Here is a 25,446-nt window from a genome sequence, read left to right on the forward strand (position 1 = left end):
GTGGCTGGTCGCGCAGTTCCCCGCGCCTCCCTAGGTATCCCACTCCCCTTTCGTAGATCGAGGTAAGTGTCATGCACGCGTCCAGCCTGAGTCGACGTGCCGTTCTCGCCGGGACCGCGGCGGCCGCGGCCCTGACCGCCGTCCCTGTACTCCAGGGACCTGCGTACGCCGCCGAGGCCCAAGCCGCCCCCGCCTACCGCTGGCGCACCGCCGTCATCGGCGGTACCGGATTCGTCACCGGGGTCCTCTTCCACCCCTCGGTCCGCGGTCTCGCCTACGCCCGTACCGACATCGGCGGCGCCTACCGCTGGGACGACCGGGCCGCCCGGTGGACGCCGCTCACCGACCACCTGGGCTGGGACGACTGGAACCTGCTCGGCGTGGAGGCGATGGCCGTCGACCCCGCCCACCCCGACCGTCTCTACCTCGCCCTCGGCACCTACGCCCAGTCGTGGGCGGGCAACGGGGCCGTGCTGCGCTCCGAGGACCGGGGCGCGACCTGGGCACGCACCGACCTCACCGTGAGGCTCGGTGCCAACGAGGACGGCCGGGGCGCGGGGGAGCGGCTCCTGGTGGACCCGCGCGACAGCGACACCCTCTGGCTGGGGACCCGCCACGACGGGCTGCTCAAGTCCACCGACCGGGGCGCGACCTGGGCGGCCGCGACCGGCTTCCCGGGCACCCCGAGCGCGTCCGGCCAGGGCGTCACCCTCCTCGTCGCCGCCGGGCGCACCCTCTACGCCGGCTGGGGCGACTCGGACGGCACGTCCGCCAACCTGTACCGCACCGCCGACGGCACCACCTGGAAGGCCGTCCCCGGGCAGCCCTCCGGCACCGCCGCCAAGGTCCCGATCCGCGCCGCGTACGACAAGACCACCCGCGAGCTCTACCTGACGTACGCCAACGCGCCGGGCCCCAACGGCCAGTTGGACGGCAGTGTGCACAAGCTGCGCGCCACGGACGGGAGGTGGACCGAGGTCACGCCGGTGAAGCCGGGCGGGACCACGAGCGACGGCTCCGCCGACGCCTTCGGCTACGGCGGTGTCGCCGTCGACGCCTGTCGCCCCGGCACCGTCGTGGTCTCGACGAACAACCGCTGGGCGGCGATCGACACCCTGTACCGGACCACCGACGGCGGCCGTACCTGGACGTCCCTCAAGGACGCCGCGGTCTTCGACGTGTCCGAGACGCCCTTCCTCAAGTGGGGCGGCGACCAGCCCAAGTTCGGCTGGTGGATCCAGGCGGTCGGCATCGACCCGTACGACTCGAAGCACATCGTCTACGGCACCGGCGCCACCCTCTACGGCACCCGGGACCTGAAGCGCTGGGCCCCGCAGATCCGCGGCCTGGAGGAGACGGCCGTGCGCCAGCTGATCTCACCCCCGGCCGGAGAGGCGCACCTGCTCAGCGGATGCGGGGACATCGGCGTGATGTACCACGAGCGGCTCACGGCGTCTCCCTCGCGCGGCATGGCGTCGAACCCCGTGTTCGGGTCGGCGACGGGACTCGCGCAGGCCGCGACGAGACCGGCGTACGTGGTCCGCGCGGGCTGGGGCGACAACGGCAACGGCGCCCACTCCAACGACGGCGGACAGACCTGGGCGCCCTTCAAGGCCCAGCCCGCGATCGCCAAGGACGCACCGGGACCGATCGCCACCAACGCCGACGGCAGCGTGCTGCTGTGGTCCTTCGTGCACTGGGACGGCACGAAGTACCCGGCCCACCGCTCGGCGGACAACGGTGCCACCTGGACCGAGATCTCCTCCTTCCCGAAGGGCGCCACGCCGGTCGCCGACCCGGCCGACCCGACGCGCTTCTACGCATACGACACCGACACGGGAACGCTCCTGGCCAGCACCGACAGTGGCCTCTCGTTCACCGCGCGTGCGACCGGGCTGCCCTCCGGGGACAGCCAGTTCAAGGTGGTCGCGGCGCCCGGCAGATCCGGTGACCTGTGGCTCTCCGCGAAGTGGAACGGCCTGTACCGGTCCACCGACGGCGGAGCCACCTTCGCGAAGCTCGACAGCTGCTGGGCCTCGTACACCCTCGGCTTCGGCAAGGCGGCCGACGGGGCGCAATACCCGGCCCTCTACCAGGTCGGCTCCACCGAGACCATCACCGCCGTCTACCGCTCCGACGACGAGGCCAAGACCTGGGTGCGCATCAACGACGACGCCCACCAGTGGGGCTGGACCGGCGAGGTCATCGTCGGCGACCCGCGGGTGTACGGCCGCGTGTACCTCGCCACCAACGGACGCGGCATCCAGTACGGGGACCCGGTCTGATGGCGGCGACGAACCGGCCCACCCTGGCCGACGCCACCCGCGGCCGCATCCTCTACGGCGGCGACTACAACCCCGAGCAGTGGCCCGAGGAGACCTGGCTCGACGACGTCCGCCTGATGAAGGACGCCGGCGTCAACTCCGTCACCCTCGGTGTCTTCTCCTGGGCGAAGCTCGAACCCCGGCCAGGGGAGCGGGACTTCGGCTGGCTGGACCGGCTGATGGACCTGATGCACGAGAACGGCGTCGGGGTCGTCCTGGCCACCCCCACCGCCTCGCCCCCGCCCTGGATGGGGCACCTCCATCCCGAGACCCTGCCCGTCGACCAGGACGGCCGTACCGAGTGGTGGGGCGGCCGCCAGCACTTCTCGCACTCCAGTGCCGTCTACCGCCGTCACGCCGCCGCCATCACCGAGGACCTGGCCGCCCGCTACGGCCCCCACCCGGCCCTCACCATGTGGCACATCAACAACGAGTACTGCACGTACGACTGGAGCGACGAGGCCGCCGCCCGCTTCCGCGGCTGGCTCCAGGAGAAGTACGGCACGCTCGGCGCCCTCAACGAGGCCTGGGGCACCGCCTTCTGGAGCCAGGGCTACGGCGACTGGGCGGAGATCCACACGCCCCGGCACGCCCACTACCTGAAGAACCCCACCCAGGTGCTGGACTTCAAGCGGTTCACGTCCGACATGCTCCTGGAGTGCTACGTCGCCGAGCGCGACATCGTCTGCCGGGCCACCCCGCACATCCCCGTCACCACCAACTTCATGCCGCTGTGGGTGGGCCAGGACGCGTGGCGCTGGGCCGAGGAGGAGGACGTCGTCTCGGTCGACCTCTACCCCGACCCGCGCGATCCCCTCGGCGCCCAGAACGGCGCCCTCGTCCAGGACATGACCCGGTCCCAGGCGCGCGGCCCCTGGATGCTGATGGAGCAGGCGGCGGGGCCGGTCAACTGGCGGGGCGTCAACCACCCCAAGCCACGCGGCCTCAACCGCCTCTGGTCCCTGCAGGCCGTCGCCCGAGGAGCCGACGCCGTCTGCTACTTCCAGTGGCGGCAGTCCCGGCAGGGCTCGGAGAAGTTCCACTCCGGGATGGTCAGTCACGCCGGGGAGGAGGGCCGCACGTACCAGGAGGTCAAGCAGCTCGGCGCCGACCTCGCGCGGATCGGCGCGGAGGTCTCGGACAGCCACTCGCCGAGCGACATCGCCGTCCTGCACGACTGGCACGCCTGGTGGGCCGGCGCCCAGGACGGCCGCCCGTCCACGCACGTCGACCACCCCGAACTCGTACGAGCCTGGCACCGGGCCCTGTGGGAAGCCCACCTCACCACCGACTTCGCCCACCCCGAGCACGACCTGAGCGCCTACAGGCTCGTCGTCGTCCCCCAGCTGTACGTCCTCACCGACGCGGCGATCGAGAACCTCCTCGGGTACGTCCGCGGCGGCGGCACCCTCGTCTCCGGCTTCCTCACCGGCGTCGCCGACGAGGACGACCGGATCCGGGCCGGCGGCATGGACGCCCGCCTGCGCGACCTGTTCGGCATCCGCACCCTGCACGAGTGGTGGCCCCTGGACGCGGACGGACACGTCGAGTGCGACGGCTTCCGCGGCACCCTGTGGTCGGAGGAGATCGACAAGGCCGAGGACGGCGAGGTCGAGGCCGCCTACAAGGGCGGGGAGCTCGACGGGCTGCCGGCCGTGCTCCGCAAGGGACGTGCCTGGTACGTCTCGACGCTTCCCGAGCCGGACGCGATGCGCGACCTGCTCGCCCGGGTCGCCCGCGAGGCCGGCGCCCGCCCCGTGCTCGACGCGCTGCCCGACCGGGTCGAGGCGGTCCGCCGCGGTGACCTGCTGTTCGTCCTCAACCACGGGCGTGAATCGGTCACGGTCGAGGTGCCGGGCACCCACCGGGACCTCCTGACGGACGCGAACGTCACGGACGAGCTCATGCTCGGCCGCTACGGAGTGGCGGTACTGAGGCCATGAGCGCCCGTCCCGTCCACGGCACCTGGGAGCCGCGGCCCGCCGCCCGCTGGGAGGACGCCTTCCTGAGCGGCAACGGCCGGCACGGCGCCATGGTGTTCGGCGATCCGAACGAGGAGCGGGTCGTCGTCACGCATCACGCCCTCGTCCGCCCGAACGGCGCCGAGCACGCCCGCCCGCCGGTGCTCGCCGCCGAACTCCCCGCGCTCCAGGACCGGTTGCTCGCCGGAGACGCGACGGCCGCCGAGACCTTCACGGACGGCCGCGACCTCCAGTGGGTCCAGCCGTTCCACCCGGCCTTCCAGGTGCGGCTGCACAGGACGGCCGGGGATGAACCGCGCGCGTACCGCCGATCCGTCGACTTCACCACCGGCGTCGCCACGGCCGAGTGCGACGACTGGAGCAGCCGGGTCTTCGTCTCTCGCGCCGACGACGTCATCGTCCAGCAGGTCACCGCCACCGACCTGGCCATCTCCCTCGACCACCGGCTCCCGGGCGCACCGCACGACCTGGCCGTCGGCCACGGCGCCGTCCTCACCCCCGAGGGCGCCCTGCTCACCCTGCGCGCCCGCTACCCCGGCAGCGACCGCGCGTACACCGGCGTGACGCTGGTCGCGGTCACCGGCGGCCGGACGACACTCACCCCTCCCGGTCTGCGGATCACCGGCGCCGAGTCCGTGCTGCTGCTCACCCGCGTCCTGCGCCACACAGGCGCCCCAGGCGCCTCGGGCGCCCCGGACCCCGACGAACCGGACGCCCTCGCCCAGGCCCGCGCCCTCGGCGACCTGATCCCGGACGACGGCGACCCGTACGCCCGCCTCCTGGACCGCCACACCCCGCCGCACCGCACCGCCTACGAGCGCGTCACCCTGGATCTCGCAGCGGACCCCGTCGAACGCGACCTGCCCGGCTCCACCCTGCTGACCCGCCCCGACAGCCCCGCCCTCCTGGAACGCCTCTTCGCCGCCGGCCGCTACCACCTGCTCTCCGCCAGCGGGATGCTCCCGCCCCGCCTCGTCGGCCTGTGGACCGGCGACTGGAACACGGCCTGGTCGGGCGCGTTCACCAACGACGCCAACCTCAACCTCCAGACCTCCTCCGCCGCGGCTGCGGCCCTCCCCGAAGTCACCGCAGCGCACGCCTCCTTGATCCACCGTCAGCTCGACGACTGGGCCGGCAACGCGCGCGCGATCTTCGGTGCCCGGGGCGTGGTCGCCCCGCCCCACAGCGACGGCGAGTCCGGGCTCACGTACCACTTCAGCCGCGAATACCCGCTCCACCTGTGGACCGCGGGCGCCGACTGGCTGCTCAAGCCGCTCGTCGACCACGACGAGACCCGCGGTGAACGTGACCCGCGCACCGCCCACGCCCTCGCCCAAGTGGCCGCGTTCTACGAGGACTTCCTCACGCGGACGGACGCCGACGGCCACCTGGTCGTCGTCCCCTCCTACTCGCCCGAGAACCGCCCGGCGAACGCGAGCTGGGGTGCGATCAACGCGGCCATGGACCTGTCGGCCGCCCGGCACGCCCTGCTCACCGCCGCCGACTACCACCCGGAGCGGGCGGACGGCTGGCGTGCGCTCGCCGACCGGCTCCCACCCCACCGGATCAACGCCGACGGCGCGCTCGCCGAGTGGGCCTGGCCAGGCCTCGACGACACCTACGACCACCGCCACCTCAGCCACCTCTACGGCGTCTGGCCGCTCGACGAGATCAACCCCTACGACACCCCGGACCTCGCGGCAGCCGCGTACCGGGCCCTCGAACTGCGCGGCGCCGAGAACGACTCCGCGCACGGCCATCTGCACCACGCCCTCGTCGCGGCCCGCCTGCGCGACGGCGAACGGGTGGCGCACGCCCTCGGCCAGGTGCTCAAGGGGGACTTCTTCCACGCGTCCCTGATGAGCGCGCACTACCCGAACCGCGACGTCTACAACGCGGACGCGGCGCACACCCTGCCCGCCGTGCTCATCGAGATGCTGGTGCAGTCGACGCCGGACCGGCTGGTCCTGCTGCCCGCGCTGCCGGCGGCATACCCGAAGGGCCGGCTCCTCGGCATCCGCACCCGTTTCGGGGCGGAGATCGACCTCACCTGGAACCAGCACGAAGCGACCGCGGTGATCCGCCCCACCCGGACCCACCGCGTCGAACTCCGGACTTCCTCCGGCGCCGAACCGCTCCACCTCGTCGCCGGAGAAGACCACGTCCTCACTCTCGGGGCGTGGTAACCCCCCAAAAAATCCCCCGCAATTCCCCCCACCCATGGAAGGGACACCATGGCATCACGCACCATCGGCAGGATCAGCAAGGTCCTGCTGGCCCCCGCCCTCGCGCTCGGCGTCACCGTCGGCGTCGCCTCCGCCCCCGCCTCCGCCGCCGTCTGGAGCTCCTGCGACCAGTACGGCAACACGAACCTGAACGGCTACACGCTCTACAACAACATCTGGGGCGGCACCCCCGCAGCGCCGGCCGGCCCCCAGTGCACCTGGGCCAACTCCGGCACCAACTGGGGCACCTGGGCCAACCACCCCAACACCGGCGGCATCAAGTCCTACCCCAACTCCAAAAAGGTGATCAACAAGACGATCACCTCGCTGGGCTCGCTCTCCAGCAGCTACAACGTCAGCGTCCCGTCGTCCGGCGCGTACAACACGTCGTACGACATCTGGGACACGGACTACGACTACGAGATCATGCTCTGGGTCAACAAGACCGGAGCCGTCGGCCCCCTCGGCACCTCGCAGGGCAACGTGACGCTCGGCGGCCACTCCTGGACCGTCTACAAGGGCAACAACGGCGCCAACGAGGTCTTCTCGTTCATCCGCACTTCCAACTCCAGCTCCGGCACCGTCAACATCCTGCCGATCCTGAAGTGGATCAAGGACACCAAGGGCTGGATGGGCAACGAGACCATCGGTGACGTCCAGTTCGGCTACGAGATCACCTCGTCGCAGGGCGGCCTGGACTTCACCACCAACAACCTGACGGTCAGCAGCAGCTGACCCTCGCCTCCCCGCAGGACAGTGCGGCCGGTCCTCCCCCACGGGACCGGCCGCACTTCCGTGTCCCGCGCGACTACTCCGCCACGGGCAGCCGCGCCCCGTCCCGCAGGAACAGCGGGATGCGGTCCAGGGGGGCGTCGACCGTCACGGCCGTACCGCCCTCGTACGTCTCACCGGTCCACGCGTCCGTCCAGGCCGCGCCCGCCGGGAGATACGTCGTGCGGGCCGTGGCGCCCGCGGTGAGCACCGGGGCGACCAGCAGGTCCCCGCCGAAGAGATAGGCGTCGTCGACCGACCACGTCGCCTGGTCGTCGGGGAACTCCAGGAACAGCGGGCGCATGACCGGCAGGCCCTCCTCGTGGGCCTCGCGCATGACCTTCAGGACGTACGGCTTGAGGCGCTCGCGCAGTCGCAGGTACCGCTCCATGATCGTCCCGGCCTCCTCGCCGTACGACCACACCTCGTTGGGGCCGCCGGTCATGTCCGGGCCCAGCGGCATCCCGGGGTCACGGAAGCCGTGCAGGCGCATCAGCGGGGACAGCGCCCCGAACTGGAACCAGCGGATCATCACCTCGCGGTACGCCGGGTCGTCCGGGTCGCCGCCGTGGAAGCCGCCGATGTCGGTGTTCCACCACGGGATGCCCGACAGGGCGGTGTTGAGACCGGCCGCGATCTGGCGGCGCAGGGTCGCGAAGTCGGTGCCGATGTCACCGGACCACAGGGCGGCGCCGTAACGCTGACTGCCCGCCCACGCCGAGCGGTTGAGGGAGATGATCTCCTCCTCGCCGGACGCCAGCAGGCCCTCGTAGAAGGTGCGGGCGTTCTCGGCCGGGTACATGTTGCCGACCTCCAGGCCCGGACCCGCCCAGTAGCGCAGGTTCTCCGAGAAGCCCGGCTTCAGCTCCGGCTCGCAGGCGTCCAGCCAGAACGCCGTGATGCCGTACGGCTCCAGGTAGTTCCGCTTCACCCGCGACCACACGAAGTCGCGCGCTTCGGGGTTGGTGGCGTCGTAGAAGGCGACCTGCACGGTGGAGGCGACCTCCTTGTCCGGCCAGTCGGCGTGCGCCATCGGCCCGTACTGGGTGCCGATGAAGTAGCCGCGCTGCTCCATGAGCTGGTGGTTCTCGCTCAGCGGGGACACCGACGGCCACACGCTCACCACCAGCTTGACGCCGAGCTCCTCCAGTTCGCGCACCATCGCCGCCGGGTCGGGCCACTCCGCCAGGTCGAACTTCCAGTCGCCCAGGTGCGTCCAGTGGAAGAAGTCGCAGACGATCACGTCGAGGGGCAGCCCGCGTCGCTTGTACTCCCGTGCCACACCGAGGAGTTCCTCCTGCGTGCGGTAGCGCAGCTTGCACTGCCAGAAGCCCGCCGCCCACTTGGGGAGCATCGGGGTGCGGCCGGTGACCGCGCTGTAGTGGCGCTGGGCGTCGGCCGGAGCGCCCGCGGTGATCCAGTAGTCGAGCTGGCGGGCCGAGTCCGCCACCCAGCGGGTGCCGTTGCCGGCCAGCTCGACCCGGCCGATCGCCGGGTTGTTCCACAGCAGCGTGTAGCCGCGGCTGGAGGTGAGGACCGGGATGCCGACCTCGGCGTTGCGCTGGACCAGGTCCAGGACCAGGCCCTTCTGGTCCAGCCGGCCGTGCTGGTGCTGGCCCAGGCCGTACAGCTTCTCGTCGTCGTAGGCGGCGAAGCGCTGCTCCAGGCGGTGGTGGCCGTTGCCTACGGCGGTGTAGAGGCGCGAGCCCGGCCACCAGAAGTGGGCGCGCTCCTCGGCCAGCACCTCGTAGCCGTCCTCGGTGCGCAGAAAACGGATCAGGCCCTCGGCGTCGACCTCCACGGTCAGCGAACCGACGGTCAGCCGGCCCTGCCCGTCCTCGATCTTGACAGAAGACTCGGTGGCGGGCGGCGTGTCGAGCAGCGCGCCCGGCAGCCCGGCCAGGACCGGACCGCCGAGCCGGGCGCGGACCCGGACCGCGTCCGGACCCCACGGCTCGATGCGCACGGTCTCCTGGCGGCCGCTCCACTCCAGGGCGCCGTCCCGCTCGCGGAAGGTGCCGACGGTGGGTGACGACTGCGCGAGGCTGACCTGGGGCTGCTGTGCGGCAGGCTGGTTCACGTTGGGGGTGCTCCTTGAAGGAGTGCGGGCATGGCGGTGCCCCGGCAGGGCGTGGCGGGGGCGGGTTCGGCGTCAGGATCCGGACAGGGCCGGGGCGGGCCCGGTGCTGGTCCGTACCGTCAGCTCGGGGGCGATCAGCACGACTTCGTCGGCTCCGTGGCCGTCGAGCTTGGCGACCAGGCGCTCCACGGCGTGCCGGCCCATGTCCTGCGCGGGGATGGCGACCGACGTCAGCCGGACCGAGGCCTGGACGGCGACCTGGTCCGGGCAGATCGCGACCACCGACACGTCCTCGGGGATCGCCCGCCCCTGCTGGCGCAGCAGGGCGAGCAGCGGCTCGACCGCCGACTCGTTCTGTACGACGAACCCGGTGGTGCCCGGGCGCTCGTCGAGGACCCGGGCGAGGGTCACGGCCATCGCGTCGTAGCCGCCCTCGCAGGGCCGGTGCAGCAGTCGTACGCCCAGCTCCAGGGCGCGGGACCGCAGTCCGTCAAGGGTGCGCTCGGCGAAGCCGGTGTGCCGTTCGTAGACGGCCGGGGCCTCGCCGATGACAGCGATGTCGCGGTGGCCGAGCGTCGCGAGGTGCTCGACGCACAGTGCGCCCGTCGCCCTGAAGTCGAGGTCGACACAGGTCAGTCCGGAGGTGTCGGCGGGCAGCCCGATCAGCACGGACGGCTGGTCGGTGCCGCGCAGCAACGGCAGCCGCTCGTCGTCGAGTTCGACGTCCATCAGGATCATCGCGTCGGCCAGTCCGCTGCCGGTGACGCGGCGCACGGCGTCGGGGCCCTCCTCGCCGGTGAGCAGCAGCACGTCGTAACCGTACGTGCGGGCCGTGGTGGCCACCGCGATGGCGATCTCCATCATCACCGGCACGTACATGTCGGTGCGCAGCGGGATCATCAGCGCGATGATGTTCGACTTGCTGCTGGCCAGGGCGCGGGCGCCCGCGTTCGGGTGGTAGCCGAGCTCGCGGATGCTCTGCTCCACCCGCTGCCGGGTGGCTCCGGAGATGGACCGCTTGCCGCTGAGGACATAGCTCACCGTGCTCGCCGAGACTCCGGCGTGCTGGGCGACCTCGGCGAGGGTGACCATCCAGCTCTCCAAGCTTTGTGAAGCGCTTCGACAGTGCGCGTTGCGAATAAGGGCGGGTGAGGGTGGTTCGACAGTAGCTCCACCGGGGGTGGGTGTCCATAGGTTGTCGAAGCGCTTCGACTACGACTTGCGAGCGGACGGCCGCAGGGGCGCCGATCCCGGACCCACCCGCTGCCGCGCAGCCTTTCGGAGGTGGAGGTTCCTGCCTACCACGACCGGCCGTGGCGGGCTATGGAACGGCGGTGTCCGCCGTGCGAGGACCGGGAACGGCTCCCGCCCCCTGAAGCTCGACCTCGACGACCACCCGGGGCACTCGTCCGGCGCAAGCCGCTCGGCAACGACACCTACGTCTCCGGCGTCGAGCCGGCACCGAGGTCTTCAAGGGCACGGGGCGCCTGGACACGGAGTCGTACTCGGCCGACATCGGCTGAACGGACGCGCGAGGGGTGGTGGGGTCGGCCCGGATCGGGTACATACGATCGGGTAGCACCCGTCGGTAACCAAACGGCCCCAAGATCCCGATTCGCGGCGAGGTGAGCCTCAATGTCCGCAGCACCCACCCAACCCACCGTCACCGAGCGTGAAGCGCGCCAGGTGGCGGAGGCCGCCCGGGAACAGGACTGGCGCAAGCCCAGCTTCGCCAAGGAACTGTTCCTCGGCCGCTTCCGGCTCGACCTCATCCACCCCCACCCGATGCCGCCCGACGAGGCCGCCCAGCGCGGCGAGGAGTTCCTCGCCAAACTGCGCGACTTCTGCGAGACGAAAATCGACTCGGCGCGCATCGAACGGGACGCGAAGATCCCCGACGAGACGATCAACGGGCTCAAGGAGCTCGGCGCCCTCGGCATGAAGATCGACACCAAGTACGGCGGCCTCGGCCTCACGCAGGTCTACTACAACAAGGCCCTCGCACTGGTCGGCTCCGCGAACCCGGCGATCGGCGCCCTGCTGTCCGCCCATCAGTCGATCGGCGTACCGCAGCCGCTGAAGATGTTCGGCACCCAGGAGCAGAAGGACACGTTCCTGCCGCGCTGCGCCCGCACGGACATCTCGGCGTTCCTGCTCACCGAGCCGGACGTCGGCTCGGACCCCGCGCGCCTGGCCACCTCGGCCGTCCCCGACGGCGACGACTACGTCCTCGACGGCGTCAAGCTGTGGACCACCAACGGCGTGGTCGCCGACCTCCTCGTCGTCATGGCGCGCGTGCCCAAGTCCGAGGGCCACAAGGGCGGCATCACGGCGTTCGTCGTCGAGTCCGCCTCCGAGGGCGTCACGGTCGAGAACCGCAACGCCTTCATGGGCCTGCGCGGCCTGGAGAACGGCGTCACCCGCTTCCACCAGGTCCGCGTCCCCGCCGCGAACCGCATCGGCGCCGAGGGCGCCGGCCTCAAGATCGCCCTCACCACCCTCAACACCGGCCGCCTCTCCCTGCCCGCCATGTGCGTCGGCGCCGGCAAGTGGTGCCTGAAGATCGCCCGCGAGTGGTCGGCGGCCCGCGAGCAGTGGGGCAAGCCGGTCGCCTTCCACGAGGCAGTCGGCTCGAAGATCAGCTTCATCGCGGCGACGACCTTCGCCCTGGAAGCCGTACTGGACCTGGCGTCCCAGATGGCGGACGAGGACCGCAACGACATCCGCATCGAGGCCGCCCTCGCCAAGCTCTACGGCTCCGAGATGGCCTGTCTGATGGCCGACGAACTGGTTCAGATCAGGGGCGGCCGAGGCTTCGAGACGGCCGCGTCACTGGCGGCCCGCGGCGAACGCGCGGTGCCCGCCGAGCAGATCCTGCGCGACCTGCGCATCAACCGCATCTTCGAGGGCTCCACCGAGATCATGCACCTGCTGATCGCCCGCGAGGCCGTCGACGCCCATCTCTCGGTCGCGGGCGACCTGATCGACCCGGAGAAATCCCTCTCGGACAAGGCGAAGGCGGGCGCCCAGGCCGGCGCCTTCTACGCCAAGTGGCTCCCCAAACTGGTCGCGGGACCGGGCCAACTCCCCACCTCCTACAACGAGTTCAAGCACGAGGTCGACCTCTCGCCGCACCTGCGCTACGTCGAACGCACCGCCCGCAAACTTGCCCGCTCCACCTTCTACGCCATGTCCCGCTGGCAGGGCCGGATGGAGACCAAACAGGGCTTCCTGGGCCGGATCGTCGACATCGGCGCGGAACTGTTCGCCATGAGCGCGGCCTGCGTACGCGCCGAACTCCTGCGCACCACCGAGGACCACGGCCGCGAGGCCTACCAACTGGCCGACGTCTTCTGCCGCCAGTCCCGCATCCGCGTCGAGGAACTCTTCGGCCGTCTGTGGACCAACACCGACGACCTCGACCACAAGGTCGTCAAGGGCGTGCTCTCGGGCACGTACGAGTGGCTGGAGGAGGGCATCGTCGACCCGTCGGGCGACGGACCGTGGATCGCGGACGCGACCCCGGGACCGAGCCAGAGGGAGAACGTGCACCGGCCGATCCGCTGACCGGCCCACGACAGGAAGTCCCCCTCGACCCCCCGTGCGGGGGACGAGGGGGACTCCCTGTCCTCACACACCGTCCTTACGGCCACAATGGAGGGATGACCGACAGTCCAGCCCCTCTCGCCGACCCGCACCTCGTCTACGACCCGGTCGCGGGCGACGGGCCGAAGGACGTGGTGGTCCTCGGCTCCACCGGCTCGATCGGCACCCAGGCCATCGACCTCGTGCTGCGCAATCCCGACCGGTTCCGGGTCACCGGACTCTCGGCCAACGGCGGCCGGGTCGCCCTCCTCGCCGAGCAGGCGCACCGGCTCGGGGTGAGGACCGTCGCCGTGGCCCGCGAGGACGTCGTACCGGCCCTGCGCGAGGCCCTGAGCTCCCACTACGGCACCGGCGAAGCGCTCCCCGAGATCCTCGCCGGCCCCGACGCGGCCACACAGCTCGCCGCCACCGACTGCCACACCGTCCTGAACGGCATCACCGGCTCCATCGGCCTCGCCCCGACCCTCGCCGCCCTGGAGGCGGGCCGCACCCTCGCGCTCGCCAACAAGGAGTCGCTCATCGTGGGCGGCCCACTGGTCAAGGCCCTCGCCAAGCCCGGACAGATCATCCCGGTCGACTCCGAGCACGCCGCGCTGTTCCAGGCGCTGGCGTCCGGCACCAGAGCCGACGTACGCAAGCTCGTCGTCACCGCGTCCGGCGGCCCCTTCCGCGGCCGCACCAAGGCCGAGCTGGCGAACGTCACCGTCGAGGAAGCCCTCGCGCACCCCACCTGGGCCATGGGCCCGGTGATCACGATCAACTCCGCGACCCTCGTCAACAAGGGTCTGGAGGTCATCGAGGCACACCTGCTGTACGACATTCCCTTCGAACGCATTGAGGTGGTCGTGCATCCGCAGTCGTATGTCCACTCGATGGTTGAGTTCACGGACGGATCCACGATCGCGCAGGCGACGCCCCCCGACATGCGGGGGCCGATCGCCATCGGCCTCGGCTGGCCCGAACGCGTCCCCGACGCGGCCCCCGCCTTCGACTGGAGCAAGGCGTCGACCTGGGAGTTCTTCCCGCTCGACCACGACGCGTTCCCCTCCGTCGGCCTCGCGTGCCACGTGGGGCGGCTCGCGGGCACGGCCCCGGCGGTGTTCAATGCCGCCAACGAGGAGTGCGTCGAGGCCTTCCGGGCCGGCGCGCTGCCGTTCAACGGGATCATGGAGACCGTGACCCGGGTGGTGGACGAGCACGGCACCCCGGGCAGGGGAACCTCGCTCACCCTCGCGGACGTCCTCGAAGCGGAGACCTGGGCGCGGACCCGGGCCCGGCAACTGGCGGCACAGACGGCGGAGGCCCGTGCATGACGACACTGATGTTCATCCTCGGCATAGTGATCTTCGCGTTCGGCCTGCTGATCTCGATCGCGTGGCACGAGCTGGGGCACCTGTCCACCGCCAAGCTCTTCGGCATCCGCGTGCCGCAGTACATGGTCGGCTTCGGCCCGACGATCTTCTCCCGCCAGAAGGGCGACACCGAGTACGGCATCAAGGCCATCCCCTTCGGCGGCTACATCCGCATGATCGGCATGTTCCCGCCCGGCGCGGACGGCCGCCTGGAGGCCCGCTCCACCTCACCCTGGCGCGGCATGATCGAGGACGCCCGCTCGGCCGCCTTCGAGGAACTCAGGCCGGGTGACGAGAACCGCCTCTTCTACACCCGCAAGCCCTGGAAACGGGTCATCGTGATGTTCGCGGGCCCGTTCATGAACCTGATCCTCGCGGTGGCGCTCTTCCTCACCGTCCTCATGGGCTTCGGCATCTCCCAGCAGACCAACACGGTCAGCTCGGTCTCCCAGTGCGTCATCGCCCAGAGCCAGAACCGCGACGAGTGCAAGAAGTCCGACCCGCCCTCCCCGGCCGCGGCCGCCGGCCTCAAGGCGGGCGACAAGATCATCTCCTTCGCCGGCGTGAAGACCGACGACTGGAACCGGCTCTCCGACCTCATCCGCGCCAACCCCGACAAGGAGGTGGCGATCGTCGTCGACCGCAAGGGCGAGCAACTCACCCTGCACGCGAAGATCGCCTCCAACCAGGTCGCCAAGAAGGACTCCAGCGGCCAGTACGTCCAGGGCGAGTACGTCACCGCCGGCTTCCTCGGCTTCAGCGCCGCCACCGGCATCGTGAAGCAGGACTTCGGGGACTCCGTGACCTGGATGGGCGACCGCGTCGGCGACGCCGTCGACTCCCTCGCCGCCATCCCCGGCAAGATCCCCGCCCTCTGGGACGCCGCCTTCGGCGACGGCGTACGCGAGCCGGACTCCCCGATGGGTGTGGTCGGCGCGGCCCGCGTCGGCGGCGAGATCTTCACCCTGGACATCCCCCCGACCCAGCAGCTGGCCATGGCGCTGATGCTGGTCGCCGGCTTCAACCTCTCCCTGTTCCTCTTCAACATGCTCCCGCTGCTGCCCCTCGACGGCGGCCACATCGCGGGCGCCCTGTGGGAGTCCCTGCGCCGCAACCTGGCGAAGGTACTGAGGCGTCCCGACCCCGGTCCGTTCGACGTGGCGAAGCTGATGCCGGTCGCCTATGTGGTGGCCGGGATCTTCATCTGCTTCACGCTCCTGGTCCTTGTCGCGGACGTGGTCAATCCGGTGAGAATCTCCTAGTCACGAGGAATTCGCGGCGGCCCGGCATCCTCGATGCCGGGCCGCCGCCCATCGGGTGGGTTTACGGCCGTGATGTGCTCGCGCCTGGCCATGTGCCGTAATCTCGAAGCCTGGAGCCCGCCGCTGACGGGACCTGGACCTTGATCCACGACTTGGGGTTGCACAGCAGATGACTGCGATTTCTCTCGGCATGCCGTCCGTTCCGACCAGGCTCGCCGAGCGCCGCAAGAGCCGGCAGATCCAGGTCGGATCCGTGGCGGTNCGCCGCTGACGGGACCTGGACCTTGATCCACGACTTGGGGTTGCACAGCAGATGACTGCGATTTCTCTCGGCATGCCGTCCGTTCCGACCAGGCTCGCCGAGCGCCGCAAGAGCCGGCAGATCCAGGTCGGATCCGTGGCGGTCGGCGGGGATGCCCCGGTGTCCGTGCAGTCGATGACCACGACCCGTACGTCCGACATCGGTGCCACCCTGCAGCAGATCGCCGAGCTCACCGCGTCCGGCTGCCAGATCGTCCGCGTGGCCTGCCCGACCCAGGACGACGCGGACGCGCTCGCGACGATCGCCCGTAAGTCGCAGATCCCGGTGATCGCCGACATCCACTTCCAGCCGAAGTACGTGTTCGCCGCCATCGAGGCCGGCTGCGCCGCGGTCCGGGTGAACCCCGGCAACATCAAGCAGTTCGACGACAAGGTGAAGGAGATCGCGCGGGCCGCCAAGGACCACGGCACGCCGATCCGCATCGGGGTGAACGCGGGCTCGCTGGACCGGCGCCTGCTGCAGAAGTACGGCAAGGCGACCCCCGAGGCGCTCGCGGAGTCCGCCCTGTGGGAGGCGTCCCTCTTCGAGGAGCACGACTTCCGGGACATCAAGATCTCCGTCAAGCACAACGACCCGGTCGTGATGGTCGAGGCGTACCGCCAGCTCGCCGCCCAGTGCGACTACCCCCTGCACCTGGGTGTGACGGAGGCGGGTCCCGCCTTCCAGGGCACGATCAAGTCGGCTGTCGCCTTCGGGGCGCTGCTGTCGCAGGGCATCGGCGACACGATCCGCGTGTCCCTCTCCGCGCCCCCCGTCGAAGAGGTCAAGGTCGGCAACCAGATCCTGGAGTCGCTGAACCTCAGGCAGCGCGGCCTGGAGATCGTCTCCTGCCCGTCCTGCGGGCGTGCCCAGGTCGACGTCTACAAGCTGGCCGAAGAGGTCACCGCCGGCCTGACCGGCATGGAAGTGCCACTCCGCGTCGCCGTCATGGGCTGCGTGGTCAACGGTCCCGGCGAGGCCCGCGAGGCCGACCTCGGTGTGGCCTCCGGCAACGGCAAGGGCCAGATCTTCGTGAAGGGCGAGGTCATCAAGACCGTCCCCGAGTCGAAGATTGTCGAGACCCTCATCGAGGAGGCCATGAAGCTGGCCGAGCAGATGGAGGCCGATGGGGTCGCGTCGGGCGAGCCGTCGATCTCGGTCGCGGGCTGACCGGGCTTTTCGGGCACCGGGCGGGGCAGTCCCGCCCGTCCGGGGTTTGAGGACGAGGCCCGTTCAGGGCCGAAGCGGGGGTCTGGGGGCGGGCAGCCCCCAGGTACGGGACGGCAGTCACCGGTCACCCGGAAACAAGCGGCAACTCAGGCAGGGCGGCGCTGCTCAGCTTCCGCAGGTACAGTGCGGAGATCAGCAGACCCCAGTGTGAGGCGCCGTCCGTGTTGACCCAGACCACCTCCCGGGTCCTCGAACCGAGCGACCTGGACGCCGCGCTCGCCGTCCTCGACCGCGAGCCGGTCGCGAACGCCTTCGTGACATCCCGGGTGCAGGTCGCCGGACTGGATCCGTGGCGGCTCGGCGGCGAGATGTGGGGCTGGTACGAGGACGGAATGCTCACGTCCCTGTGCTACGCCGGCGCCAACCTGGTCCCGATCTGCGCCACCCCGAGGGCCGTCCGCGCCTTCGCCGACCGTGCCCGCAGGGCCGGCCGCCGCTGCTCCTCCGTCGTCGGCCCCGCCGAACCCACCGCCCTGCTCTGGCGGTTGCTGGAGCCGAGTTGGGGACCGGCCCGCGAGGTCCGCGCCCAGCAGCCCCTCATGGTCACCGACCGCGTGTCCACCGCCGTCGCCCCGGATCCCTACGTCCGTCGCATCCGCAAGGACGAGATGGACACGATCATGCCGGCGTGCGTGGCGATGTTCACCGAGGAGGTCGGCGTCTCGCCGATGGCCGGTGACGGGGGCCTCCTCTACCAGGCCCGGGTCGCCGAACTCGTCGGCGCCGGCCGCTCCTTCGCCCGTCTCGACGCCGACGGCAAGGTCGTCTTCAAGGCCGAGATCGGCGCCGCGACCGACCGCGCCTGCCAGATCCAGGGCGTGTGGGTCGCCCCCGAGTACCGGGGGAGGGGCCTGGCCGCCCCGGGCATGGCGGCGGTCCTGCGCTACGCGCTGGCGGACGTGGCCCCGGTGGTGAGCCTCTACGTGAACGACTTCAACACGGCGGCGCGAAGGACGTACAGGAAAGTCGGCTTCCAGGAGGTCGGCGCCTTCATGAGTGTCCTGTTCTAGCGCCCCCCACCTCGGCCGAACCCCCCTGTAGGCTCCCCGCATGGACCTCGTCATCGGCCCCTTGGACCTCGCAGCCCACGTGGACGAGGCCCTGGCCGTCCAAGCCCTCGCCTTCGGACTGGGTCCCGACGAGGTCGCCGTACGCCGCCAGATCGTCCTTCGCCACATGGCCTATCCGGGAGCAAGGGCCTTCGGCGCGACCGCCGCGGGCAACCTCGTCGGATTCGTCTACGGGATGCCCAACGACCGCGCCCACTGGTGGTCGACGGTCGTGGAGCCGTACCTCCGCGCACGGCACTGCGACGCCTGGCTCGACAACTCCTTCGTGATCACCGAGTTGCACGTCCACCCGCACCACCAGAACCGAGGCATCGGCCGCGCTCTGATCACCACGATCACCGACACGGCCACCGAACCCCGCTCGATCCTCTCCGCGATCGACCAGGACAGCCCGGCCCGCGGCCTCTACCACTCCCTCGGCTACCAGGACCTGGCCCGCCAGGTCCTGTTCCCCAGCGCACCCAAGCCGTACGCCGTGATGGGCGCCCCGCTGCCCCTGCGCCGCCGCTAACCGATTTCCACCGGCATCGGCCGCCCGGATAACCTCCTGCCATCACCCTCCCCCAGAGGGGGCACCCCAGCAGCAGGAGTACGAGAACCATGGCCAAGGCACCGGTCCAGCGCATGTCCCAGTTGATGGCGAAGACGCTGCGCGACGATCCGGCGGACGCCGAGGTCCTCAGCCACAAGCTTCTCGTCCGCGCCGGCTACGTCCGTCGCACGGCGGCCGGTATCTGGAGCTGGCTGCCGCTCGGCAAGAAGGTCCTCGCCAACGTGGAGCGGATCGTCCGTGAGGAGATGGACGCGATCGGCGCCCAGGAGGTGCTGCTCCCCGCGCTGCTGCCGCGTGAGCCGTACGACGCGACCGGCCGCTGGGACGAGTACGGCCCGGAGCTGTTCCGCCTGCAGGACCGCAAGGGCGGCGACTACCTGCTCGGCCCCACCCACGAGGAGATCTTCACGCTGATCGTGAAGGACCAGGCGTCCTCGTACAAGGACCTGCCGGTCATCCTCTACCAGATCCAGCACAAGTACCGTGACGAGGCCCGCCCCCGCGCCGGCATCCTGCGCGGCCGTGAGTTCCTGATGAAGGACTCCTACTCCTTCGACACCGAGGACGAGGGCCTCGCCCAGTCCTACGCCCTGCACCGCCAGGCCTACCAGAAGGTCTTCGAGCGCCTCGGCCTCGACTACCGCATCTGTGCCGCGACCGCGGGTGCGATGGGCGGCTCGAAGTCGGAGGAGTTCCTGGCTCCGGCCGGCGCGGGCGAGGACACCTTCGCGGACTGCCCGAACTGCGACTTCGCGGCCAACACCGAGGCGATCACGTACGAGCTGAAGACGGTGGACGGCTCCGGCGTCCCGGCCGCCGAGGAGATCCCCACCCCCGACACCCCGACCATCGAGACGCTCGCCGCCTCCCTCGGCGTCCCGGCCTCCGCCACGCTCAAGAACCTCCTGGTGAAGGTCGACGGCGAGATCGTCGCCGTGGGCGTCCCCGGCGACCGCGAGGTCGACCTCGGCAAGGTCGAGGCGCACTTCGCCCCGGCCACCGTCGAGATGGTCACCGAGGCGGACTTCGTGGGCCGCCCGGACCTGGTCCGCGGCTACGTCGGCCCGCAGGGCCTGGAGAAGGTCACGTACATCGCCGACCCGCGCGTGGCCCCCGGCACCGCGTGGATCACGGGCGCCAACAAGGAACACACGCACGCGAAGAACGTCGTCGCGGGCCGTGACTTCGAGGTCGGCGCGTACGTCGACGTCGTGGTGGTGCAGGAGGGCGACCCCTGCCCCAAGTGCGGCACCGGCCTGAAGCTGGACCGCGCCATCGAGATCGGTCACATCTTCCAGCTGGGCCGCAAGTACGCCGACGCCCTCAAGCTCGACGTCCTGGGCCAGAACGGCAAGCCCGTCCGCGTGACCATGGGTTCGTACGGCATCGGTGTCTCCCGCGCGGTCGCCGCCCTCGCCGAGCAGACCGCCGACGACAAGGGCCTGTGCTGGCCCGCCGAGGTCGCCCCGGCCGACGTGCACGTCGTCGCCGCCGGCAAGGCCCTCCAGACCGAACTCGCCCTCGACGTCTCCGGCAAGCTGGCGGCGGCCGGCCTGCGCGTCCTGGTGGACGACCGCGCCGGAGTCTCCCCGGGTGTGAAGTTCACCGACTCGGAGCTGATGGGCGTACCGCAGATCCTGGTGGCCGGCCGACGGTCCGCCGAGGGCGTGCTGGAACTGAAGGACCGCCGGACCGGTGAGCGCGAGGAGCTGACGGTCGAGGAGGCGATCGCCCGCCTGACCGCGACGACCGCGTGACGTAAAGGACAATTCCTCAGGGCCGTGCCCGACCGCAGTACCTGACGCAGCGTCAGCAGGGCTGCGAAGGGTACGGCCCTGACGCCGCCACGGCGCCGGCTGGTTCCGCTCCGCCGGGATGCCGGCCCAGCCGGGCGGTGCCTTGTGCACCGTCCACGTGCCGGGATTGTGAAGTCCGGGCCGGGGAAGAGCCGTTCGGCATCCCGCCGACCGGTCGCTGACCCTCGACGGCGTGTGCACCGTCCCGGACGGCGGCTACCACGGCACCTGGATCCCGGCCGTCGAGGCCGCCCGGTTCTGCCCGGACGCCGACCCCATGGGCGTCGGCATGCTCGAAAGCGCCCCCGCCGACCGCCGCGGTCTCGCCGACACCGCCCGCCTCCTGCGCCGCACCGGCCCTGCGATCAGCCGGCCGGTGCGGCGGCCCCTGCCTGACGTCGACGCAAGGCAGTCAGAGCCAGCCCGACGCAAGGCAGTCAGAGCCAGCCCGCGAACTCCAGCAGCAGCTCCGCGTCCTGCGGCCGCCCGACCCGCCGCGCCCGCACGCCCGACTCCACGGCCCGGAACAGCGTCCACCCCCGCAGCCGTTCCTGGTCGACGTCCAGCGACTCCGCGAGCCGTTTGATCCGCCGCCGGGTCGTCGCCGCCCCGGAGGGCGTGGCGATCAGGTCCTCCACCCGGTCCCGGACGAGCCGCGCCAGATCGAAGGCGCACTCGCCGACCACCGGGTCCGGCCCCACGGCCAGCCACGGCGTCCGCTCACCGGCGAGCACCTTGCTCTGCCGGAACGTCCCGTGCAGCAGCCGGTCCTCGGGCGGCGCGGCCAGCAGCTCCTCGCGGGCCGCGAGCGCCGCGTCCACCAGGGCCGCCACCTCCGCGTCGTCGCCGGCACTCGTCCGCATCACCTCGGCCTGCCGCCCGGTCCGCTCGGCCACCGTCTCGAAGACGTGCGCGCCCTCGCCCGCGGGGGGCTCCACCCACAGCCGCCGCAGGGTCCCGGCAGCCTCCAGGAGCGCCTTCGCCTCCGGCAACGACCGCACCGACACGTCCGGATGCAGCCGCTCGAGCAGCAGCACACCCTCCATCGCGAGGGGTTCGAGGAGCTGTACGGCGCCCAGACCGCCCCAGTGCGCGAGCGCGGCCCGTTCGCTCTCCGGGCGGGCCCGGCGCGGGGCCAGCTTCAGCACGGCGGGCGTCCCGTCCGGCCGCCGCACCAGCACCACCAGGCTGCTGCGCCCGCCCGGCAGCTGCACCCGTTCGACGGTCAACTCGCCCACCGCGACGGCCCGTCGGGCCGCCTCGGGCAGCCTCTCCAACCAGTCGTCACCGTCCGGTGCCGTCTCGCCGAGCGCCCTCACCAGACGCTGCGGCGGTTCGAAAGCCATGCGCGAGTCGTTTCCTTCCAGTACGCGTCAAGCGGTCGGCGTCGCCGACGGCGGGCCCGCTGCGGAAGTCGTCGCCGCCCGCTCGGCGAGCCCAGGGAAGGCTACGCTCCCGCCGCGCCAGCGCACCGCCCGCACCGCCGCCTCCCGCAGAGCCCCGGCCGCCGCGCCCCGCCGCTCGTCCCCGGCCGCCCGCACCAGATCGGAGTACACCCCGGCCACCCGCTCCTCCAGTTCGGCGGCCAGCCGTACGGCAGCGGCCGAGTCCGGCACCGGAAAGGGCAGCGCGTACGCGGCGGCCGCGGCCACCGGCGTGCCGCCCTGGTCTCGCACCTCGCGCGCCAGCGCGTCCCGCCGCGCCCGATGGGCGTCGAAGGCCGCCTTCGCCTCCGTGCGACGGCCCTCGATGATCCGGCCGCCGACGACCCCGTAGCCGTACACCGCCGCGTGCTCGGCGGCCAGCGCCGCCTGGAGGGCCTTCAGCTCCCGTTCCTTCACTTCGCACCCTCCGTCAGCAGATACGCGTGCGCCGCACCGGCCGCCGCGACCGAGGCCAGCAGCCGGGCCAGCTCGCCCGGCAGGTCGAGCAGCGCCTTCGCCCGCCGGTCGGCGAGTGTCCGCTCGGCTGCGGCGAGGTCGGCGAGGGCGCCCTTCTCGTCCGCGGGGACGGCGGCCGGCGGGGAAACGGAGGGTGCTGCCGAACCGGAGGGCCCGGCGGCGGGGGAGGTCCGCGAGGCCCGGGGGGACGCCTGCCGGGAGGCGCCGAACGCCTCCGCGTGCCGGACGACCTCCGCCCGCAGCGGTCGCAGCCGCTCCGCCAGCGTGGGATGGACGGCGATCACGGCGTCGTAGCGCTCCACGAGCCGCGTGCTCTCGCCGGCCGCACGCGCGCGTGCCCGCTCGCCGAGCGACGGGTTGCCGCCCGTCCCGCCGTCGGAGTCCTCGGAGCCGGTGGAGCAGCCCGTCAGCAGGACGGCCCCGGCGGCCGAGGCGAGCACGGTTCTTCTGCGCGTCCCCGAGGGGGTGCGCGGCGGTGGGGGGTACGGCACGTCAGACGTCCTCGGGGAGCTCGTACGAACACGCGGGCGGGAGGGCGGCCCCGCCGGTGATCACGGTACCCGCGCACGGGCCCGGCACCACTCAGCGGCACCGCCCCGGGCGCAGGTGGACGGCAACACACCCCTGGACCGGATACCCTTTGACCAGACACGCGACCTACCCACAACAGCACACGCGGCCGAGGAGTCACCCGGATGAGCACCACCCAGAGCGAGAGGCTGCGAGAACTTCTGGAACCGCTCGTCGGCTCCCAGGGCCTGGATCTCGAGGAGATCGCGGTGGACTCGGTCGGACGCAAGCGTGTGCTGCGCGTGGTCGTCGACTCCGACACCGGCGCCGACCTCGACCAGATCGCCGATGTGAGCCGCGCGCTCTCGGCGAAGCTCGACGAGACGGACGCGATGGGCCAGGGCGAGTACACCCTCGAGGTCGGAACCCCCGGCGCGGAACGCCTCCTGAAGGAACACCGGCACTACCTGCGCGCCGTCGACCGGCTGGTGAAGTTCCAGCTGACCGACGGCGACGAACTGGTGGCCAGGATCCTGCGGGTCGACGACGAGGGCCTCGACCTCGAAGTGCCCGGCGTGAAGGGCCGCAAGGCCACCAGCCGCAGACTCGCCTTCGAGGCCATCGACAAGGCCCGTGTGCAGGTCGAGTTCAACCGCAAGGACAAGAACGACATGACGGAAGAAGAGGAGGCGTAGCCGTGGATATCGACATGAGTGCCCTGAGGGGCTTGGTGCGGGAGAAGGAGATCTCCTTCGATCTGCTGGTCGAGGCGATCGAGTCGGCCCTCCTCATCGCCTACCACCGCACCGAGGGAAGCCGCCGCCACGCGCGCGTGGAGCTCAACCGGGAGACCGGCCACGTGACGGTGTGGGCGAAGGAGGATCCCGAGGACCTCGAGGAGGGCCAGGAGGCCCGCGAGTTCGACGACACCCCGACGGGTTTCGGGCGCATCGCGGCCACCACGGCCAAGCAGGTCATCCTGCAGCGCCTGCGCGACGCCCAGGACGACGCGACGCTGGGCGAGTTCGCGGGCCGTGAGGGCGACATCCTCACCGGTGTGGTCCAGCAGGGCCGCGACCCGAAGAACGTGCTCGTCGACATCGGCCGGCTGGAGGCCATCCTGCCGGTGCAGGAGCAGGTCCCCGGTGAGACGTATCCGCACGGGATGCGCCTTCGGTCGTACGTCGTACGAGTGGCGAAGGGTGTCCGCGGCCCGTCCGTGACCCTGTCCCGCACGCATCCCAATCTGGTGAAGAAACTCTTCGCCCTCGAGGTGCCGGAGATCGCCGACGGCTCCGTCGAGATCGCCGCCATCGCCCGCGAGGCCGGCCACCGCACGAAGATCGCCGTACGGTCCACCCGTTCGGGTCTGAACGCCAAGGGTGCCTGCATCGGCCCCATGGGCGGCCGGGTGCGCAACGTGATGGCCGAGCTGAACGGCGAGAAGATCGACATCGTCGACTGGTCGGACGACCCGGCCGAGATGGTGGCGAACGCGCTGTCCCCGGCCCGCGTCTCCAAGGTGGAGGTCGTGGACATGGCGGCCCGGTCCGCGCGCGTGACGGTGCCCGACTACCAGCTGTCCCTGGCGATCGGCAAGGAGGGCCAGAACGCCCGCCTCGCGGCCCGCCTGACCGGCTGGCGGATCGACATCCGTCCGGACACCGAGCAGCCCGGGGAATAGATCCAAGCCGCAGGTCGCTTAGATCACGACAACATCCGTTCGATTCTTGCCCCCAACGGGTGAGGTCGGTGCGGGGAGGTAGACTTAAGAGTGTCTGGCCGGACGCGAGCCCGCGCATGCCCTGAACGCACCTGTGTGGGGTGCCGGGAGCGAGCGGCCAAGAAGGACTTGCTGCGCATCGTGGCAGTCGAGGGCGAATGCGTCCCCGATGATCGCGGTACGCTGCCCGGCCGGGGCGCGTATGTGCACCCCGCCCTGGTCTGTCTCGACCTGGCGGTACGTCGCCGGGCGTTTCCAAGGGCGTTGCGCGCCCCGGGAGCGCTCGACACCAAGACGTTGCGCCACTACGTCGAGCAGGCAACACCGTAAGACGCGTCGCACGGAACCCCCGTGCGGCCCTGGTACCCCGCGAGTTGGAAGTAGGTCGAGATTGCGATGAGCACTCGATGAGCACGCGATGAGTACGCCCATGAAGTAGCGACGGTCCGGACGCAACCCGGACCTAAAAGGAGCGAAGTGGCTAAGGTCCGGGTATACGAACTCGCCAAGGAGTTCGGGGTGGAGAGCAAGGTCGTCATGGCCAAGCTCCAAGAACTCGGTGAATTCGTCCGTTCGGCGTCCTCGACGATCGAGGCGCCCGTTGTACGCAAGCTGACCGATGCCCTCCAGCAGGGCAACGGGGGCGGCAAGCCCGCCGCACGCAAGGCTGCTCCGGCCAGGCCGGCAGCCCCCTCTCCCGCGCAGGCGGCCCGTCCGGCCGCCCCGCGCCCGCCGGCTCCCAAGCCGGCCGCCGAGCAGC

General features: G+C 71.2%; 20 protein-coding genes. 15 read left to right on the forward strand and 5 right to left on the reverse strand.

The window, feature by feature from the left end; genetic code table 11:
• Positions 1-71 precede the first annotated feature (71 nt).
• The 4 genes from ACWBNA_RS29870 to ACWBNA_RS29885 are packed head-to-tail and all read left to right on the forward strand — an operon-like array spanning position 72 to position 7,266.
• On the forward strand, positions 72-2,285 hold the full coding sequence (locus ACWBNA_RS29870; RefSeq protein ID WP_482707613.1) for a WD40/YVTN/BNR-like repeat-containing protein: 2,214 nt from the start codon (positions 72-74) through the stop codon (positions 2,283-2,285).
• Positions 2,285-4,267 (forward strand): beta-galactosidase, encoded by a 1,983-nt coding sequence (locus ACWBNA_RS29875; RefSeq protein ID WP_482707614.1) that lies wholly within the window; start codon positions 2,285-2,287, stop codon positions 4,265-4,267. Before ACWBNA_RS29870 ends, ACWBNA_RS29875 begins: the two co-directional genes overlap by 1 nt.
• Positions 4,264-6,492: a glycosyl hydrolase family 95 catalytic domain-containing protein gene (locus ACWBNA_RS29880; RefSeq protein ID WP_482707615.1), complete on the forward strand. Its 2,229-nt coding sequence runs from the start codon at positions 4,264-4,266 to the stop codon at positions 6,490-6,492. Before ACWBNA_RS29875 ends, ACWBNA_RS29880 begins: the two co-directional genes overlap by 4 nt.
• Positions 6,493-6,540: 48 nt before the next feature.
• Positions 6,541-7,266: a glycoside hydrolase family 12 protein gene (locus tag ACWBNA_RS29885; protein ID WP_482707616.1), complete on the forward strand. Its 726-nt coding sequence runs from the start codon at positions 6,541-6,543 to the stop codon at positions 7,264-7,266.
• 73 nt (positions 7,267-7,339) lie between these two features.
• Here ACWBNA_RS29885 and ACWBNA_RS29890 read toward each other — a convergent pair whose 3' ends face one another.
• Positions 7,340-9,382, reverse strand: a complete 2,043-nt coding sequence (locus ACWBNA_RS29890) for a glycoside hydrolase family 31 protein (protein ID WP_482707617.1) — start codon at positions 9,380-9,382, stop codon at positions 7,340-7,342.
• 72 nt (positions 9,383-9,454) lie between these two features.
• Positions 9,455-10,474, reverse strand: coding sequence for a LacI family DNA-binding transcriptional regulator (locus ACWBNA_RS29895; RefSeq protein ID WP_482707618.1), 1,020 nt, complete (start codon positions 10,472-10,474; stop codon positions 9,455-9,457).
• A gap of 543 nt (positions 10,475-11,017) precedes the next feature.
• Here ACWBNA_RS29895 and ACWBNA_RS29900 point away from each other — a divergent pair.
• The 7 genes from ACWBNA_RS29900 (at position 11,018) to ACWBNA_RS29930 (ending at position 20,513) form a co-directional block, all read left to right on the forward strand.
• Entirely contained in the window at positions 11,018-12,949 is a 1,932-nt protein-coding gene (locus ACWBNA_RS29900) for an acyl-CoA dehydrogenase family protein (protein ID WP_482707619.1), read from the forward strand.
• A gap of 95 nt (positions 12,950-13,044) precedes the next feature.
• Complete coding sequence (gene dxr / locus ACWBNA_RS29905) at positions 13,045-14,301, forward strand: 1-deoxy-D-xylulose-5-phosphate reductoisomerase (RefSeq protein ID WP_482707620.1); 1,257 nt, start codon at positions 13,045-13,047, stop codon at positions 14,299-14,301.
• Between the two features lie 8 nt (positions 14,302-14,309).
• Complete coding sequence (locus ACWBNA_RS29910) at positions 14,310-15,602, forward strand: M50 family metallopeptidase (RefSeq protein WP_482707638.1); 1,293 nt, start codon at positions 14,310-14,312, stop codon at positions 15,600-15,602.
• A 313-nt stretch (positions 15,603-15,915) separates the two neighbouring features.
• Positions 15,916-17,073, forward strand: a complete 1,158-nt coding sequence (gene ispG, locus ACWBNA_RS29915) for a flavodoxin-dependent (E)-4-hydroxy-3-methylbut-2-enyl-diphosphate synthase (RefSeq protein ID WP_383861977.1) — start codon at positions 15,916-15,918, stop codon at positions 17,071-17,073.
• Between the two features lie 221 nt (positions 17,074-17,294).
• Positions 17,295-18,143, forward strand: a complete 849-nt coding sequence (locus ACWBNA_RS29920; RefSeq protein ID WP_482707621.1) for a GNAT family N-acetyltransferase — start codon at positions 17,295-17,297, stop codon at positions 18,141-18,143.
• A 40-nt stretch (positions 18,144-18,183) separates the two neighbouring features.
• Positions 18,184-18,714, forward strand: a complete 531-nt coding sequence (locus ACWBNA_RS29925; RefSeq protein ID WP_482707622.1) for a GNAT family N-acetyltransferase — start codon at positions 18,184-18,186, stop codon at positions 18,712-18,714.
• Positions 18,715-18,803: 89 nt separating this feature from the next.
• Entirely contained in the window at positions 18,804-20,513 is a 1,710-nt protein-coding gene (locus ACWBNA_RS29930; RefSeq protein WP_482707623.1) for a proline--tRNA ligase, read from the forward strand.
• 476 nt (positions 20,514-20,989) lie between these two features.
• Here ACWBNA_RS29930 and ACWBNA_RS29935 read toward each other — a convergent pair whose 3' ends face one another.
• Genes ACWBNA_RS29935 through ACWBNA_RS29945 form a run of 3 tightly spaced genes read right to left on the reverse strand, consistent with a single transcriptional unit; the run spans position 20,990 to position 22,944 of the window.
• Positions 20,990-21,898, reverse strand: coding sequence for an aminoglycoside phosphotransferase family protein (locus tag ACWBNA_RS29935; RefSeq protein ID WP_482707624.1), 909 nt, complete (start codon positions 21,896-21,898; stop codon positions 20,990-20,992).
• Positions 21,899-21,925: 27 nt separating this feature from the next.
• Positions 21,926-22,393 carry a ferritin-like domain-containing protein gene (locus ACWBNA_RS29940; RefSeq protein ID WP_482707625.1) on the reverse strand — a complete coding sequence of 156 codons (468 nt, stop codon included), beginning with the start codon at positions 22,391-22,393 and terminating at the stop codon, positions 21,926-21,928.
• Entirely contained in the window at positions 22,390-22,944 is a 555-nt protein-coding gene (locus ACWBNA_RS29945; RefSeq protein WP_482707626.1) for a hypothetical protein, read from the reverse strand. The genes ACWBNA_RS29940 and ACWBNA_RS29945 overlap by 4 nt, the downstream gene beginning before the upstream one ends.
• Positions 22,945-23,148: 204 nt before the next feature.
• On the opposite strand from ACWBNA_RS29945, the gene rimP reads away from it, so the two are divergent.
• The 4 genes from rimP to ACWBNA_RS29965 all read left to right on the forward strand — a co-directional run.
• Positions 23,149-23,658, forward strand: a complete 510-nt coding sequence (gene rimP / locus ACWBNA_RS29950) for a ribosome maturation factor RimP (protein WP_482707627.1) — start codon at positions 23,149-23,151, stop codon at positions 23,656-23,658.
• 2 nt (positions 23,659-23,660) lie between these two features.
• Positions 23,661-24,647, forward strand: coding sequence for a transcription termination factor NusA (gene nusA, locus ACWBNA_RS29955; RefSeq protein ID WP_217234570.1), 987 nt, complete (start codon positions 23,661-23,663; stop codon positions 24,645-24,647).
• A 90-nt stretch (positions 24,648-24,737) separates the two neighbouring features.
• Positions 24,738-25,016 carry a YlxR family protein gene (locus tag ACWBNA_RS29960; protein ID WP_482707628.1) on the forward strand — a complete coding sequence of 93 codons (279 nt, stop codon included), beginning with the start codon at positions 24,738-24,740 and terminating at the stop codon, positions 25,014-25,016.
• A gap of 147 nt (positions 25,017-25,163) precedes the next feature.
• Positions 25,164-25,446: translation initiation factor IF-2 N-terminal domain-containing protein (locus ACWBNA_RS29965; RefSeq protein WP_482707629.1), on the forward strand; the 283-nt coding region annotated here is incomplete at its 3' end.

It is taken from the genome of Streptomyces sp. Q2 (assembly GCF_056820935.1).

Bases quoted from the DNA above. Each gene is read 5' to 3' on its own strand.
- ACWBNA_RS29870 (WP_482707613.1), top strand. From the start codon at position 72: ATGCACGCGTCCAGCCTGAGTCGACGTGCCGTTCTCGCCGGGACCGCG.
- ACWBNA_RS29875 (WP_482707614.1), top strand. From the start codon at position 2,285: ATGGCGGCGACGAACCGGCCCACCCTGGCCGACGCCACCCGCGGCCGC.
- ACWBNA_RS29880 (WP_482707615.1), top strand. From the start codon at position 4,264: ATGAGCGCCCGTCCCGTCCACGGCACCTGGGAGCCGCGGCCCGCCGCC.
- ACWBNA_RS29885 (WP_482707616.1), top strand. From the start codon at position 6,541: ATGGCATCACGCACCATCGGCAGGATCAGCAAGGTCCTGCTGGCCCCC.
- ACWBNA_RS29895 (WP_482707618.1), bottom strand. From the start codon at position 10,474: ATGGTCACCCTCGCCGAGGTCGCCCAGCACGCCGGAGTCTCGGCGAGC.
- ACWBNA_RS29900 (WP_482707619.1), top strand. From the start codon at position 11,018: ATGTCCGCAGCACCCACCCAACCCACCGTCACCGAGCGTGAAGCGCGC.
- dxr (WP_482707620.1), top strand. From the start codon at position 13,045: ATGACCGACAGTCCAGCCCCTCTCGCCGACCCGCACCTCGTCTACGAC.
- ACWBNA_RS29910 (WP_482707638.1), top strand. From the start codon at position 14,310: ATGTTCATCCTCGGCATAGTGATCTTCGCGTTCGGCCTGCTGATCTCG.
- ispG (WP_383861977.1), top strand. From the start codon at position 15,916: ATGACTGCGATTTCTCTCGGCATGCCGTCCGTTCCGACCAGGCTCGCC.
- ACWBNA_RS29925 (WP_482707622.1), top strand. From the start codon at position 18,184: ATGGACCTCGTCATCGGCCCCTTGGACCTCGCAGCCCACGTGGACGAG.
- ACWBNA_RS29930 (WP_482707623.1), top strand. From the start codon at position 18,804: ATGGCCAAGGCACCGGTCCAGCGCATGTCCCAGTTGATGGCGAAGACG.
- ACWBNA_RS29935 (WP_482707624.1), bottom strand. From the start codon at position 21,898: ATGGCTTTCGAACCGCCGCAGCGTCTGGTGAGGGCGCTCGGCGAGACG.
- rimP (WP_482707627.1), top strand. From the start codon at position 23,149: ATGAGCACCACCCAGAGCGAGAGGCTGCGAGAACTTCTGGAACCGCTC.